Annotated in this window: 12 protein-coding genes; 5 read left to right on the top strand and 7 right to left on the bottom strand. The window is 70.0% G+C overall.

Annotated features, from left to right (window positions below; all coding sequences use genetic code 11):
• The first annotated feature begins 146 nt into the window (after nucleotides 1-146).
• Nucleotides 147-2,930 (top strand): penicillin acylase family protein, encoded by a 2,784-nt coding sequence (locus SPR02S_RS22115; protein WP_026150763.1) that lies wholly within the window; start codon nucleotides 147-149, stop codon nucleotides 2,928-2,930.
• On the opposite strand, the gene SPR02S_RS22110 is transcribed toward SPR02S_RS22115, so the two are convergent.
• Nucleotides 2,919-4,283, bottom strand: coding sequence for a lipase family protein (locus tag SPR02S_RS22110; protein WP_019059182.1), 1,365 nt, complete (start codon nucleotides 4,281-4,283; stop codon nucleotides 2,919-2,921). The genes SPR02S_RS22115 and SPR02S_RS22110 overlap by 12 nt on opposite strands.
• A gap of 81 nt (nucleotides 4,284-4,364) precedes the next feature.
• Nucleotides 4,365-5,585 carry an exo-beta-N-acetylmuramidase NamZ family protein gene (locus SPR02S_RS22105; RefSeq protein ID WP_019059181.1) on the bottom strand — a complete coding sequence of 407 codons (1,221 nt, stop codon included), beginning with the start codon at nucleotides 5,583-5,585 and terminating at the stop codon, nucleotides 4,365-4,367.
• Nucleotides 5,586-5,745: 160 nt separating this feature from the next.
• Here SPR02S_RS22105 and SPR02S_RS22100 point away from each other — a divergent pair, with 160 nt between their 5' ends.
• From SPR02S_RS22100 to SPR02S_RS22090, 3 genes are read left to right on the top strand one after another with little or no spacing between them, the layout of a single operon-like run.
• Nucleotides 5,746-6,510, top strand: a complete 765-nt coding sequence (locus tag SPR02S_RS22100; RefSeq protein WP_019059180.1) for an SDR family oxidoreductase — start codon at nucleotides 5,746-5,748, stop codon at nucleotides 6,508-6,510.
• The gene (locus SPR02S_RS22095; RefSeq protein WP_019059179.1) at nucleotides 6,507-8,189 is read left to right on the top strand and encodes a class I adenylate-forming enzyme family protein; all 1,683 of its coding nucleotides are present in this window, start codon (nucleotides 6,507-6,509) and stop codon (nucleotides 8,187-8,189) included. Before SPR02S_RS22100 ends, SPR02S_RS22095 begins: the two co-directional genes overlap by 4 nt.
• Before the next feature lie 26 nt (nucleotides 8,190-8,215).
• Nucleotides 8,216-8,809, top strand: coding sequence for a TetR/AcrR family transcriptional regulator (locus tag SPR02S_RS22090; protein WP_019059178.1), 594 nt, complete (start codon nucleotides 8,216-8,218; stop codon nucleotides 8,807-8,809).
• Between the two features lie 21 nt (nucleotides 8,810-8,830).
• Here SPR02S_RS22090 and SPR02S_RS22085 read toward each other — a convergent pair whose 3' ends face one another.
• Together SPR02S_RS22085 and SPR02S_RS22080 are read right to left on the bottom strand one after the other, a co-directional pair.
• Nucleotides 8,831-9,526: a response regulator transcription factor gene (locus SPR02S_RS22085; protein ID WP_019059177.1), complete on the bottom strand. Its 696-nt coding sequence runs from the start codon at nucleotides 9,524-9,526 to the stop codon at nucleotides 8,831-8,833.
• A complete protein-coding gene (locus SPR02S_RS22080) occupies nucleotides 9,526-11,520 on the bottom strand; it encodes a sensor histidine kinase (protein WP_019059176.1) in 1,995 nt (664 codons plus the stop codon). Before SPR02S_RS22080 ends, SPR02S_RS22085 begins: the two co-directional genes overlap by 1 nt.
• A gap of 210 nt (nucleotides 11,521-11,730) precedes the next feature.
• Between SPR02S_RS22080 and SPR02S_RS22075 the strand changes: the two genes are divergently transcribed.
• Entirely contained in the window at nucleotides 11,731-12,297 is a 567-nt protein-coding gene (locus tag SPR02S_RS22075; RefSeq protein WP_019059175.1) for a hypothetical protein, read from the top strand.
• A 109-nt stretch (nucleotides 12,298-12,406) separates the two neighbouring features.
• Here SPR02S_RS22075 and SPR02S_RS22070 read toward each other — a convergent pair whose 3' ends face one another.
• From SPR02S_RS22070 to SPR02S_RS22060, 3 genes are all read right to left on the bottom strand, one after another.
• Nucleotides 12,407-13,621 (bottom strand): acyl-CoA dehydrogenase family protein, encoded by a 1,215-nt coding sequence (locus SPR02S_RS22070; protein WP_019059174.1) that lies wholly within the window; start codon nucleotides 13,619-13,621, stop codon nucleotides 12,407-12,409.
• 6 nt (nucleotides 13,622-13,627) lie between these two features.
• Complete coding sequence (locus SPR02S_RS22065; protein WP_019059173.1) at nucleotides 13,628-14,776, bottom strand: phosphotransferase family protein; 1,149 nt, start codon at nucleotides 14,774-14,776, stop codon at nucleotides 13,628-13,630.
• A 179-nt stretch (nucleotides 14,777-14,955) separates the two neighbouring features.
• A complete protein-coding gene (locus SPR02S_RS22060) occupies nucleotides 14,956-15,252 on the bottom strand; it encodes a hypothetical protein (RefSeq protein ID WP_019059172.1) in 297 nt (98 codons plus the stop codon).
• Nucleotides 15,253-15,412 lie beyond the last annotated feature (160 nt).

Below are 15,412 nucleotides of genomic sequence, written 5' to 3'. Positions count from 1 at the left end.
CGTATCGACAAGCGATTTGGCTCCATCCGATTTCCGATGGCCTCCATAAGCCACTTGCCCGGATCCAAAACTTGACGCATGTTCATCTTCAATCTCGGGGATACCGGCGGTAACGTCCCGCACCACCCCCGTCGGTAGGAGCTGCGATGCCACGGCGCACCCCGCGTAACTTGCTCGACAGACTGAGAACTCCCGGGGGATTCCCCGGGTTCCTGAAGGCCGCATCCGTATGTGCCCTCATTGCCGCCCTTTTGTCTCCCCTCGCTCAGGGGACGGCCGTGGCGGCGACCGCCTCGAACGACTACTGCGGCGGCCAGTGCTCGGACATCCTCCCGGCCGGCGAGAACGGCAACGCCACCCTCGCCCAGATCCTCCTCAACCAGGTCTTCGGCACCCAGCCCAGCCATGCCGAAGACCAGCTCGGGCCCTATGCCAACCTGGCCACGGGCGCCTCCACGCTGACCGACGCGAAGATCAACACCTTCTTCAACGACGCGTCGTTCGGGGTCCCCGCCGCCAACGTCGCCTCGACCGAGAACCCCAGCGGCCGCACCGACGTGACGATCGTCCGCGACAAGGCGACCGGTGTGCCGCACATCACAGGCACAACGCGCTACGGCACCGAGTACGGCGCCGGTTACGCGGCGGCCGAGGACCGGCTGTGGCTGATGGACGTCTTCCGGCACGTGGGACGCGGCCAGCTGACCACCTTCGCCGGCGGCGCGGCCTCCAACCAGGGACTTGAGCAGGAGTTCTACCGCAACGCCCCGTACACCGAGGCCGAGTTGCAGTCCCAGATCGACAACGCCGTCAACAACAACGGCACCCGCGGCCAGCAGGCACTCACCGACGCCAACGCCTATCTGGCCGGCATCAACGCCTACATCGACGCCTCGGACAGCGGTCGTTACTTCCCCGGCGAGTACGTCCTCACCGGCCACAAGGACTCGATCACCAACGCCGGCACGATCGACCACTTCAAGATCACCGACCTGGTCGCGCTGGCCTCCGTCATCGGAACCCTCTTCGGCTCCGGCGGTGGCGGCGAGGTCAACAACGCGATCTCCCTGCTCGCCGCCCAGGAGAAGTACGGCGTGGAACAGGGCACCAAGGTCTGGGAGTCCTTCCGCGAACGCAACGACCCGGAAGCCGCGCTCACCCTCCACAACGGCGAGAGCTTCCCGTACGGCACCAAGCCCACCACCGCCCAGGGCGAGGCGCTCCCGGACGCCGGTTCGGTGACGACCGAGCCACTCATCTACGACGCTACCGGCACCGGCGCCAACCAGAGCGCCGACGCCGCCTCCGCCGCGGCGACCGCGACCGCCCTCAGCTCCGCCAAGCGCGGTATGTCCAACGCCCTTGTGGTGAGCGGCAAATACACCGCGAGCGGCCACCCGATCGCCGTCTTCGGACCACAGACCGGTTACTTCGCACCCCAGTTGCTCATGCTCCAGGAGATCCAGGGCCCGGGCATCAGCGCCCGCGGCGCCTCCTTCGCGGGCCTGAGCATGTACGTCGAACTCGGCCGCGGCCAGGACTACTCGTGGTCCGCCACGACCTCCGGCCAGGACATCATCGACACCTACGCCGTCGAACTCTGCCAGGACGACTACCACTACCTCTTCCACGGCACCTGCACGCCGATGGAGGAGATCGAGCAGAAGAACTCCTGGACGCCCACCACAGCCGACGGCACCGCCGCGGGGTCGTACACGATGAGAGTGTGGAAGACCGAGTACGGACCCGTCGAGTACCGGGCGACCGTCGGCGGGAAGAAGGTCGCCTACACCACCCTGCGCTCGTCCTACATGCATGAGGCCGACTCGATCATCGGCTTCCAGATGCTCAACGACCCGGACTACGTGAAGAGTCCGCAGACCTTCCAGAGCGCCGCGCAGCACATCAACTTCACGTTCAACTGGTTCTACGCCGACTCCTCGCACACCGCGTACTACAACAGCGGCAACAACCCGGTGCGGGCCAGCGGTGTCGACCCCGAGTTCCCGATCTGGGGCCAGGCCGCCTACGAGTGGCAGAACTGGGACCCGACCACCAACACGTCCGACTACACCCCGGCCTCCGCGCACCCCAACTCCATCGACCAGGACTACTACATCTCCTGGAACAACAAACAGGCCCTCAACTACACGACGGCCAGTTGGGGCGACGGGTCCGTCCATCGCGGCAATCTCATCGACGACCGGGTGAAGAAACTCGTCGCGGCCGACGGGGTCACCAGATCCTCGCTGGTGAAGGCCATGTCCGACGCCTCGCTCACCGACCTGCGCGCCGAGGACGTCCTGCCCGACATGCTGAAGGTGATCAACAGCAGTACGGTCACCGACACCACCGCCGCCGCGGCCGTCACCAAGCTGCAGACCTGGCTCACCGCCGGCGGCAAACGCACCGAGACCTCGGCAGGCTCCAAGACCTACGCCAACGCCGACGCCATCCGGATCCTGGACGCCTGGTGGCCCGCACTGGTGAAGGCCGAGTTCCAACCCGGCCTCGGTGACACCCTGTACACCGCGCTCACCAACAACCTGTACATCGACGAGACCCCGTCGGCCGCGCACGGCCCGACCGGGTCGCATGCCGGAAGCTCCTTCCAGTACGGCTGGTGGAGCTATGTCGACAAGGACCTCCGGTCGGTGCTCGGGCAGACCGTGTCCGGGCCGCTCGCCGCGCAGTACTGCGGCGGCGGCAGCCTCAGCGCCTGCCGGGACATCCTCATCAGCACGCTGAAGACGGCGGCCGGTGCCACCGCGGCCACGGTCTACCCCGGGGACACCCTGTGCTCGGCGGGCGACCAGTGGTGTGCCGACTCGATCGTCCAGCGGACGCTCGGCGGCATCAAGCACTACAACATCAGTTGGCAGAACCGGCCCACCTTCCAGCAAGTGGTGGAGTTCACCTCACACCGGTGACGCCGTAGCGGCGGCGGGCCGGTCTATCCGGCCCGCCGCCAGCACCACCCAGGCGAGTTCGGGGTGCACGATGTCGCTGTGCGCCCCGGTCGGCGGCTCGCCGTGGCACACCACCGCGCAGGCGTCGACGTTCACACAACCCGACGCGGGCAGCGGCGAGTTGAGTGCCTCGGCCAGACTCAGCGAACGGGTGCCCGGCACCGCCTGCACCCCGTCGTGGCCCATCGCGCCCCACTTGTCGCCCAGCACCCGGCCGATGTCCACGGCGGCGAACGAACAGTCGTCGTCCGCCATCCGCGAGGCCAGCGGATAGATCGTGCCGAGCGCCGAGTCGCAGTGCGAGTAACAGCACACGAGGGGTCCGTCGACACGGTTCTGCTGGCCTTGGAGCACACCGCCGGTACGCGGGTCGTCCGGCAGCCGGGCTGCGAACGCGTAGTGGGAGAAGGCTCCTTGGAGCAACGTCACCGACTTGACCGAGTGCACTCCCTCGGGCAGACCCCGTAGCGCGAACGACACCAGACGCCCGCCGAAACTGTGCCCCACGAGATGCACCCGCACCTCCGGCGCCACCGCCGAGAGTCGTCCGATCGCCGGACCGAGCCCCCGCTCACCGACCGTGCCCGCGCGTCTCTTCATCGCGAAGTACGCCGCCTGCCGCAGCAGCTCCCGTGCCCCCTTCCACGGGTTCGGCAGCGCGAACTCCGTTACCGGGCCCGGGGATTGAGGGGCCGCGAGGTGAGCCAGCGCCTGCGCGAACTGCTCGCACACCTCGGCCGTACACCCGACCGCGAACATCCGCGGCTCGCACTGCGGCACCCCCTCCGCCAGCGTGTCCGCGCCGAACAACGCCTGCGGCCCCGGCACCACCACGTCCACCAGCGTCCGCACCAGCCGCCCGAACTCCTCCAACTCGGCGTCCTGCGACGGCTGTTGGTCCAGCATCCGGGCGATCTGGTCGATCACCGGCGCCTTGCCGGGGAAGGTGTCGAGGAGCGCGTGCCGGGTGTCGGCGTCGAGCGCCGGAGCCGCGGTGGGCTCGGTCGCGGCCACGGTCGATCGCGGGAAATCCGGAATCGGCTGGTCCGGGAACTCCATGGATGGCCAGATGACGCCCACGTACCCGATCCTCGCCTTCGGCGCGAGGCGGGGAATCGGGGCGAAGAAGCGGCTGTAGAGCCGGGTCGCGCCGGCGCGTCGGCTGTTCCACCCGTGCGAGAAGACGATCAGGTCACTCACCCCGCGCTGCCGCACCTCGCTCAGCAGCCGGTCGCGTTCTCCCTGGTCGACGTCCCCGTCGGCGTCGAAGGTCAACTCCCAGTAAGGGCTCACACTCATCGCCGGATCCGCCATGACCGGCCTCCTCGTTCCCCGTAGTGGTGCGATGTGGGCGCATCGTCCCGCTACCGGTGAAGATTGGCCATACGTCACGACTCACTTGTAGAGGAGGTATTCAGTTCGAACCCGCCGAAAGGCCTTCAACTCCGCCTGCCAGCCCGCCACCACCTCGTCGGTACCGGCCCCCGCGTCGATCGCCGTGCGCACCCGGGCGGACCCGGTGAGCTTGTCGATCCAGTTGTCCGAGCGCCAACTGAACCCGCTCCAGACCTTCTTGGCGGTCACCAGCAGCGCGATGCCGGTGCGGACGGGGTCGTACGCGGCCCGGTCGTGGATGTGGGTCTGGACTCCGCCGACCGTCTTGCCCTGGAACTTGGAGAAGGTCGGCGCGAAGTAGGCCTCCCTGAAGTGCACGCCGGGCAGCCCGAGTTGATTCGCCGCAGCCGCCCAACGCCCGTCGATGCCCTCCGCGCCGAGCAGTTCGAAGGGGCGGGTGGTGCCGCGGCCCTCGGACAGGTTCGTGCCCTCGAAGAGACACGTCCCCGAGTACACGAGCGCGGTGTCCGGCGTCGGCATGTTGGGGCTCGGTGGTACCCACGGTAGCGACCAGGCGTCGTAGAACTCCGAACGCTTCCAGCCCGTCATCAGTACGGTCTCCAGGGGGACGGGCTTTGTCAGGAACTCCCCGTTGAACAGCCGCGCCAGCTCGGCGACCGTCATGCCGTGTGCCTGTGCGATCGGCTGTCGGCCTACGAAGGTCGCGAACTCCCTGTGCAGGACCGGGCCTTGGGCGGCGCGGCCGGTCACCGGGTTGGGGCGGTCGAGGACGACGAAGCGTTTGCCGGCGAGTTGGGCCGCCTCCATGCAGTCGTAGAGGGTCCAGATGTAGGTGTAGAAGCGGGCGCCTACGTCCTGGATGTCGAAGACGATGGTGTCCACTGCGGCGGTCTTGAAGATGTCGGCGAGTGGCTGGCCGCTCTTCAAGTACGTGTCGTAGACCGGGAGTTTGGTTGCCGGGTCGGTGTAGTAGCCCTCGGAGCCGCCGGCCTGTGCGGTGCCTCGGAAGCCGTGTTCTGGGCCGAAGACCGCGGTGAGGTTCACGTGGGGGCTTGCGTGCATGACGTCGACGATGTGGTGGGCGTCTCTGGTGATGCCGGTGGGGTTGGTGACGATGCCGGTTCGTTGGCCGTTGAGCTGGGCGTAGTCGTGTGCGGCCAGTTGTTCGAAGCCGGTGCGTAGGGCGCGGGGTTTGGTGGTTGCTGGGGTGAGGGTTGCCGCCGGGGTTGCTGCCAGGAGGGTCCTTCTGGTGAGGGGCATGTGGGCACGGTAGGGGCTGCCGCATGTCGTTCGTAGGGTGCGGGTCCGTTGTGGTTGCTCGCGCCGTTCCCCGCGCCCCTGTCGGGGCGCCTGCCCTTCCGGTGCTACATACCGACCGGTTAGTCTGGCTGGGCAGTGGAGCCGCAGTCGAAGGAGACCGATGGTGGAAGCCGTTCAGGGTGCCGGGGTAGTCGTCACGGGGGCCGGGGGTGGCATCGGGGCTGCGCTTGCGCGGCGGTTCGCTGCCGAAGGGGCCCGGGTCGTGGTGAACGACCTTGATGCCGACCGTGTGAAAGCCGTCGCCGATGAGATCGGGGCGATCGCCGTACCCGGGGATGCCTCGGCTGTTGTGGGGGAAGCCCGGGACGCTCTCGGTGGGGCCGTCGACATCTACTGCGCCAACGCCGGGGTCGGCTCCGGTGGGTCGGAAGCGGCCGGGGAAGACGTCTGGGCGCTGGCCTGGGACGTCAACGTCATGGCTCATGTGCGGGCCGCCGAGGCCTTGATCCCGGGGTGGCTGGAGCGGGGCGGTGGGCGGTTCGTGTCGACCGTGTCCGCGGCCGGGCTGCTGACCATGATCGGGGCCGCGCCCTACAGCGTCACCAAGCACGGTGCGTACGCCTTCGCCGAGTGGCTGTCGCTGACGTATCGGCACCGGGGGATCAAGGTCCACGCGATCTGTCCGCAGGGTGTGCGTACCGACATGCTGGCCGCCACCGGCAGCGCGGGTGACCTGGTGCTTCAGCCGACCGCCATTGAGCCCGATGCTGTCGCCGACGCGCTGATGAAGGGGATCGCGGAGGAGCGGTTCCTGATCCTGCCGCATCCTGAGGTCGCCGGGTACTACCAGGCCCGGGCCACCGAGCCGGATCGCTGGCTGACCACCATGAACCACATTCAGCAGAAGTGGGAGGCCGGAGAGTGACCGACTCCCTGTATGCCGCCAAGCCCTGGCTGGGGCTGCTCAACGAGGCGCAGAAGGCGCCGATCAGCCCTCCTGACTCCCTGGTGCACGCGTTCCGCGCGGTCGCCGCGGAGCACCAGGACCGCGCCGCGCTCGCCTACTTCGACGGGCGGCTCAGCTACCGCGAGGTCGACGAGCTGAGCGACTCCGTCGCCGGGTATCTCGCCGCCCGTGGCCTGGAGCGCGGCGACCGGGTGGCGATCCTGTTGCAGAACTCGCCGCACTTCGTGCTCGCGCTGCTCGGTGCCTGGAAGGCCGGCGCGATCGTCGTCCCCGTCAACCCGATGTACAAGTCGGGGGAGGTCACCCATGTCCTGCGGGACGGCGAGGTGACCGCGCTGATCTGCTCCGACCGGGCCTGGGAGTCGTATCTGCGCGAGACGGTGGCCGCGGTCGCGGAGAGCGGCTCGCCGGTGCCGATCGTGCTCACCGGGTGCGAGTTGGATTTCCAAACCCGCAACGACGCGCGCGTGCTCACCTTCGAGCGGCTCCCGCAGGCGGAGGACGCCGAGGACCTGGTGGCCGTCGCCCGGCAGGGGAACCCGGCACCCGAGGGCCGTGACCTCGGTCCGTCCGACATCGCGCTCATCAGCTACACCTCGGGCACCAGCGGCGCCCCCAAGGGGGCCACCAACACCCACGGCAACATCATGACCAACGCGGAACGGCAGCGGACGGGCCTGCGGCTGCCCGAGGCTCCCGTGTACTTCGCGATGGCTCCGCTGTTCCACATCACCGGGATGGTCTGCGAACTCGCCGCGTGCCTCAACAGCGCGGGCCTGCTCGTCCTCGCGTACCGCTTCGAGTCGGGCGTCGTCCTCGACGCGTTCGCCGAACACCGGCCGGCCTACACCGTCGGCCCCTCGACGGCCTTCATGGCGCTGGCCGCGCACCCGGCGGTCACACCCGACCACTTCTCGTCCTTCGTGAACATCTCCTCCGGCGGCGCGCCCCTGCCGCCCGCCCTGGTGGAGAAGTTCCGGGCCGACTTCGGGCCGTACATCCGCAACGGCTACGGCCTCACCGAGTGCACCGCGCCCTGCGCGTCCGTGCCGCAGGACCTGGAGGCGCCCGTCGACCCGGTCTCCGGGACGCTGGCCGTCGGAGCGCCGGGGCCGAACACGGTCGTACGGATCGTCGACGACCAGGGCGAGGAGGTGCCGTTCGGGGAGCAGGGCGAGATCCTCGTGCGCGGGCCGCAGGTCGTGCCCGGGTACTGGCGGCGCCCCGACGCCACCGCCGAGACCTTCCCGGACGGTGAGCTGCGCACCGGTGACATCGGGTTCATGGACCCGCAGGGCTGGTTGTACGTCGTCGACCGCAAGAAGGACATGATCAACGCGTCCGGCTTCAAGGTGTGGCCGCGCGAGGTCGAGGACGTGCTGTACACCCATCCGGCGGTGCGCGAGGCGGCCGTCGTCGGCATCCCTGACGGGTATCGGGGCGAGACCGTGAAGGCGTACATCAGTCTCCGGCCGGGCGCCGAAACCGACCCCGATGAATTCGCCGTGTACTGCAAGGAGAGACTGGCCGCTTACAAATACCCCCGCCAGGTGGAGATCCTGCCCGACCTGCCGAAGACGGCAAGTGGGAAGATCCTCCGGCGGGAACTGCGTTCCCGGTCGCACGACAGCGAGTGAACAGCCAGAAAAGGCAGGTGGCGGCAGTGCCCAGGACGACCGACGGAGACGGGGCTCCTGTCCCGCAGCGGCTCCTCGCCGCCGCCACCCGGCTTTTCGCCGAACAAGGCTACGACCGCACCTCAGTGCAGGAGATCGTCGAGGCCGCGGGCGTCACCAAGGGGGCGCTGTACCACTACTTCGGCTCCAAGGACGACCTCCTGCACGAGGTGTACGCGCGCGTGCTGCGCGTCCAGCAGGAGCGCCTCGAGGTGTTCGCGAACGCCGACGAGCCGATCGAGAAGCGGCTGCGGGCCGCTGCCGCGGACGTCGTCGTGACGACGATCGACAACCTCGACGACGCGTCGATCTTCTTCCGGTCCATGCACCACCTCAGCCCGGAGAAGAACAAGCAGGTGCGTGCCGAGCGCCGGCGCTACCACGAGCGCTTCCGCGGGCTGGTCGAGGAGGGCCAGCGCGAGGGCGTCTTCTCCACGGCGACCCCGGCCGACCTCGTCGTCGACTACCACTTCGGCTCGGTCCACCACCTGTCGACCTGGTACCGCCCCGGCGGCCCGCTGACGCCCCAGGAGGTCGCCGACCACCTGGCGGACCTGCTGATGCGGGCGCTGCGGCCGTAGTACGCCCGCACGAGTACGTCCTCACGCTTCCGGTGGGTGGGTGAGCCCCGCCTCCCGGGCCCAGGCCGCCGCCTGCGCGCGGTCGGTGACGCCCAGCTTGGCCAGGACCGCCGACATGTGGTTGCTGACCGTCTTCGGTGACAGACCCAGGCGGGTGGCCACCGCCGAGTTCGGCTGGCCGTCGGCGATCAGCGCGAGTACGTCCCGTTCGCGCGGGGTGAGTGTCGGGCAGGGGTCGGGGCGGTCCGGGGGCCGGCTGAGCTGGCCGAGCACGCGCCTCGCGACACCGGGGCCGAAGATCGCCTCGCCCGCGGCCACCGCCCGGATCGCCCGGACGATCTCGTCCTGGCCCGCGCCCTTGAGGACATAGCCCAGGGCGCCCGCCCGCATCGCGGCGAACACCGAGTCGTCCTCCTCGACCATGGTGAGCATCAGCACGGCCACCCGGGGCGCCACCCGGCCGATCTCCCGGGTCGCCTCGATGCCGTTCAGGTCGGGCATCCGGATGTCCATCACCACCACGTGCGGGCGCAGGGTCACCGCCGCCCGTACCGCCTCCCGCCCGCTCGCGGCGACCCCGACGACCCGCACGCGCGGGGTGCCGTCCCGCACGGACTCAAGGAGCGCGGCCAGCCCGGTACGGACCACGGGATGGTCGTCGGCTAGGACGACCCGCAGCGCGTCCTCGTCGTCCTCGCCGCCGGGTTCTCGTTCCATCACGTCACTTCTCCCAACGGCAGCGTCGCCACCACCCGCCCCCGCCCCGCCACACACCGGCCGCCCAACTCCGCCGCGCGCTCCTGCATCGACGTGATGCCCACGCCCGGCGTCCACGCGGTCTCCTCGTCCACCGGCGAACCGTCGTCGCACACCTCCAGGCGCAGCCCGTCGCCGATCTCGATGTGCAGGTCCACGCGGGAGGCCCGGGCGTGCCGGGCCGCGTTGGTCAGCGCCTCGATCGCGATGCGGTACGCGGCCACCTCGACGGCGGCGGGCAGCGCAGGCAACCGCTCCGGCGCCCGGACCCGCACCTGGACCGGGGTGCCGTCCGCCCGCCAGGACAGCCGCACCGCCCGCTCCCGCAACGCGCCCAGCAGCCCCAACTGGTCCAGATCCGGCGGCCGTAGCCCGTCCACGAGGCGCCGCACCTCCGCGACCGCGCCCCCGACCTCGGACCGCAACTCGGTGAGCAGCTCCGCCGCCCGCTCCGGATCGAACGTGAGCAGATTGCGTACGGCGTCGGCCTGGAAGGCGGCTCCGGCGAGGGTCGGGCCGAGCCCGTCGTGCAGGTCGCGGCGGATCCGGCGCCGTTCCTCCTCACGGGCGGCGACGATCCGTTCGCGGGAGTGCTGGAGCTGGCGGGTGAGGTCGGTGGCGTGCAGTGCTGCGGCCAGCGGTACCGCGAGCAGCTCCAGGACCGCCAAGTCGGCGGTGTCGGGCTGCTGTTCGCCGGGGCGCAGCCCGATCACCAGCGCGCCGACCGTGCGGCCGTCGTAGTCGAGCGGTATGGCGTGGATGTGTTCCCCGGGCTCGCCCCAACTCCCGTCCGTCACCCCGGACTTCGACTCCACGCACACGTACGGCAGCCGCAGCGCCTCGCCCACCGCCTCCGGGACCGCGCCGACGCCGGTGCCGGCCAGCCGTTCGCCGATGCGGGAGACCGCGCGCACCGGGTCGTGCCGGTCGCCGTACAGGGCGTGGCCGACCATGCGTTGGACCAGACGGCGGGCGGGTTCGAAGGCGACGGCGAGGGTGACGGTGATCAGGGCCGGACCGAGCAGCGCGGGGTCGGGGTTGAGGAGGGACTGGACCGAGGTGACCAGGCCGACGTAGGTGACGATCACGCCGACCGTGAGCGCGCCGTAGAGCAGGCTGCGGGAGACGACCAGGCGGATGTCGAGGAGTTCCTCGCGGACCACGGCGATCATGATGGCGGTCGGCAGGAACAGGGTGCAGCAGGACGTGTAGACCGCCGGGAAGCCGATGATCTGGAGGGCCACGCTCAACGCCAGCGGCAGCAACCCCGCGATCAGCCACAGGAGTCGGCGGCGGTCCTGTTCGCCGCCGCGCCGGTGACGCACGGCCAAGACGGCGAACACGGCGGCCAGCACCAGGCAGGCCTTCGCGGTCTCGATGTCCCGCAGGACGGGCATCCAGCCGTCCGGCACCGGGAGGTACGACGGCTGGGCCGGCGTGCCGTGGTACAGCCCCCAGTCGTCGCGCGCCCAGATCGCGAAGTCGAGCGGGGAGGACAGGAGTTGGGCGACCAGGGCCCAGCGCCAGCGGCGGTCGGGCAGCCGGCCGTCGGGGAACAGGAAGAACACGAGCACGAACGCCGTGGAGCTGCCCAGGATCCAGGTGTGGCGGCCGATGGTGGTCAGCGCGTGCAGCAACTCCGGTGACCAGCCCAGCCGTAGGCCCTCGACGGCCAGCCCGATCGACAGACCCGTGAACGCGTGGCCGAGACCGTACGCGATCAGCAGCCAGCCGATGGGATTGCGCGGCCGGTGCAGCGCGATCACCGTGCCGCAGACCGGGTAGGTGAGACCGACCGCCAGGTCGACGACCATGTCGTAGCGGATCACGTCCGCGGCGGAGACCCCGGCCGCCGCCAACGCGACCGCCCCGACCGCCACTTGGAGGGCCGCCAGCCCCAGCAGCACGTACGCCGTCGCCGTACGTGGCCGGGTGCGCCCGTCGCGGTCGTCCATGCGTCCCATCGTGGGGGCGCGGCGCCCGGGTGTCCCGGGAACGCTTCCCGGTCCACCCGGGAGAGGTCCCCGGCGCCGCCCGAGGGCTTCCCCTCAACTCCCGGCCGTCGGTGCCGTGATGCTCGTAGCAGCGGGACGGCGGGCACACCGCAGGACCGGTCGACAGGAACCACCGCAGGAACCGACGCAAGAATCAACGGGGGAAACATCATGCTGTCAACGAAGCGGCGCTTCACCGGCGTTGTCCTGGGCTCCCTGCTCGCGCTCGGCGGCACGGCGGCCGTACCGGCCGCGGCGCAGACGCCCGCCCGGGCCGCGTGCGGTACCGCGGTGAACGAGCCGCACATCTACCAGCGTTGGAGCGCGCTCGGCGGGGCCGGTGGCTGGCTGGGCTGCCCGACCAGTGGCACCAGGGACGTCTACCTGAACAATGTGTACGCCGGGAAGCGCCAGTACTTCACCTACGGCACCGCCACCTGGTCGCCGCGCCAGGGCTCGAACATGGTCGTCGCCGCGTGGGAGGACCGCGGCTACGCCTACTTCAACTGGGGTACGACGGCCCCGGAGCACCGCTACGACAGGTTCCTGGTCCGCTGGACCAGTGCCTCCGACCCCGGGGGCACCCAGCGGGAGTTCGGGGGCGGGACCGCCGGCCGGATCCGGGTGCTGGAGCGGAACACCGGCGCCTACGTCTTCACCGTCGAGGGCTGTGACATCGGCACCTTCGGCCACACCTGCCGACAGGGCTGGACGCTGAAGGCGAGCACGCCCAACTGACCATCCACCTCGGGGGAACGGGGCGGCCTCGGGGGGACGGGGCTACCTCGGGGGAACAGGGCTGGAGGGGTGCGCACACCGGGTGCGCGCCCCTCCAACTCCTCGCGTGCTACAGGTACTTCTTCAACTCCCGGCGTGCCAGCGACCGTTGGTGCACCTCGTCCGGGCCGTCGGCCAGCATCAGGGTGCGGGCGCTCGCGTACAGCTCGGCCAGCGGGAAGTCCTGGCTCACGCCGCCCGCGCCGTGCAGCTGGATCGCCTTGTCGAGGATGCCGACGACCGTACGCGGGGTGGCGATCTTGATGGCCTGGATCTCCGCGTGGGCGCCCTTGTTGCCGACCGTGTCCATCATCCAGGCCGTCTTCAGGACCAGCAGCCGCAGTTGCTCCACGGCCACCCGCGCGTCCGCGATCCAGTTGTGGACGACGCCCTGTTGGGCCAGCGCCTTGCCGAACGCGACGCGGGAGACGGCGCGTTGGCACATCAGCTCGATCGCCCGCTCGGCCATGCCGATCAGCCGCATGCAGTGGTGGATACGGCCCGGGCCGAGCCGCGCCTGGGCGATGGCGAAGCCGCCGCCCTCCTCGCCGATCAGGTTCGTCGCCGGCACGCGCGCGTGGTCGAAGATCACCTCGGCGTGGCCGCCGTGGGAGTGGTCCTCGTAGCCGAAGACCTGCATCGCGCGCTTGACCGTGACGCCCGGGGTGTCCCGCGGGACCAGGATCATGGACTGCTGGCGGCGGATGTCCGCGCCGTCCGGGTCCGTCTTGCCCATCACGATGAAGATCTTGCAGTCCGGGTTCATCGCCCCGGAGATGTACCACTTGCGGCCCGTGATGACGTAGTCGTCGCCGTCCCGCTCGATGAGGGTCGTGATGTTGGTGGCGTCCGAGGAGGCCACCTCTGGTTCTGTCATCGCGAATGCCGAGCGGATCTCGCCTGCGAGCAGTGGCTCCAGCCATTGCTTCTTCTGCTGCTCGTCGCCGAACTGGTACAGCACCTCCATGTTGCCGGTGTCCGGTGCCGCGCAGTTCAGCGCGGTGGGCGCCAAGTGGGGGGAGCGGCCGGTGATTTCGGCGAGGGGGGCGTACTGGAGGTTGGTGAGCCCGCCGCCGTACTCGGCGTCGGGAAGGAAGAGGTTCCACAGGCCCTGCTTGCGTGCCTCCGCCTTCAACTCCCCAACGATCGCGGGGGTGTCCCAGGGGGAGGCGAGTTGTGCGCGCTGTTCCTCGGCGACCGGCTCGGCCGGGTAGACGTACTCGTCCATGAAGGCCAGGAGCTTGGCGCGCAGTTCCTCGGTGTGTGCGTCGAACGCGAAGTCCATGGTGGATCAGCCCTCCTGAAGGGTGGTCAGGCCGTGCTCGATGAAGACGGGGACCAGCTCGCCGATGCGGTCGAAGCCGCGGCCGACCGTCTGGCCCAGGGTGTAGCGGTAGTGGATGCCCTCCAGGATCACGGCGAGCTTGAACCACGCGAAGGCCGTGTACCAGGCGACCGACGACACGTCGCGCCCCGAGCGCGCGGCGTATCGCTCGATCAGCTCGGCCGGGGTGGGGTGGCCGGGGGCCGAAGCGGTCGTGGAAATGGGGGAGTTGGGGAGGTCCAGCGGGATGCTGTACATCACCAGCAGGCCCAGGTCGGTGAGCGGGTCGCCGAGGGTGGACATCTCCCAGTCGAGGATCGCCTTGATCTTGTCGACGCCCTTTTTTGGCTCCGCTCCCCTCCGGGGCGCCGAAGCCGGTGTCGAGAGCCCGATCGTGCTCAGCCCTTCGGGCCTCCGCGCGTTCGGACTCTCGACACCGGCGCGCCCCTCCGGCTCACTCGCTGTGCCGATCAGGACGTTGTCGAGGCGGTAGTCGCCGTGGACCACCGCTGGTGCGGGGGAGTTGGGGAGGCGGTGGCCGAGGGCCGCGTGGAGCTCTTCGACCCCGGCCAGGTCCCGGTTGCGAGAAGCGTCCAACTGCTTGCCCCAGCGGCGCAGTTGGCGGTCCAGGAAGCCCTCGGGGCGGCCGAAGTCCGCGAGGCCTACTTGTGCGGGGTCCACCGCGTGCAACTCGACCAGGGTGTCGACCAGTTCGAGTACCGCGCCCCGGGTGCGGTCCGCGCCGAGCGGGGCGAGGTCGTCTGCGGTGCGGTACGGGGTGCCCTCCACGAACTCCATGACGTAGAACGGCGCCCCGAGCACCTCGTCGTCCTCGCACAGGAGGATGGGTTTCGGCACCGGCACGTTCGTCGGGTGCAGGGCGCTGATCACGCGGTGCTCGCGCTTCATGTCGTGCGCGGTGGCCAGCACGTGGCCGAGCGGGGGGCGCCGTACGACCCACTTCGCGGTGTCGTCGGTGACCGCGTAGGTGAGGTTCGACCGTCCGCCCTCGATCAGCCGGCCGGACAGGGCACCGGTCACCAGGCCGGGCCGCTCGCGGTCGAGCAGACCGCGCAGCCGGTCGAGATCGAGTCCGGGCGGGTGGTCGGGGCTCATACATCACTCCTACGAGCAGAGGAACAGGTCTCCACCCATCATGCCGACCGGTCGGTATGTCGTCCAGTGGGTGAGTGAAACGTGACCGGGGCCACGATATGCCGACAGCTCCCCGCGCCGGGCGACGGGGAGCTGTGTGGGTTGGTGGTTCCGGGCCGTTGCGGGCCGCGGGCGTCGGCTCAGTGGTCGTCCCAGTGGCCGTCGTGCTGGGCGTGGCGGTGGCCGTCGTGCACGTAGTCGATGTGGTCGCCGTGCAGGACGCTCTCGTATCCGCAGTCCTGGCCGTGCTGGTGCGCGTGCTCCTGGTGGGCGACGTGGCCGCCGGGCTCGCACTCGTCCCAGTGGCCGCCGTGCTCGCGGTGCAGGTGGCCGTCGTGCGCGTAGTCGACGTGGTCGCCGTGCGGCACCGTGGCGTGGCCGCAGTCCGGGCCGTGCGCGTGGGTGTGGGCGGAGTGCTCCAGGTGAAGGGTGGTCATGGTGCTCACCTTCGGAAGTGCGGGCTGTGACTGTGACGACGGACAGGCTGCCACGGGAATCGCCCATATCGGGTGATCCGGGGTGCGTGGCGCCCGCGCGGGGGTGGTGGGTGGGGGCGCCCGCAGGTGCGTGGTGGGGTCGGGGGCGTGGCGGTACGGC

Source organism: Streptomyces prunicolor NBRC 13075 (genome assembly GCF_000367365.1).
GTDB classification, from domain to species: Bacteria; Actinomycetota; Actinomycetes; order Streptomycetales; family Streptomycetaceae; genus Streptomyces; species Streptomyces prunicolor.
This window is presented reverse-complemented; position numbering and strand designations above follow the sequence as displayed.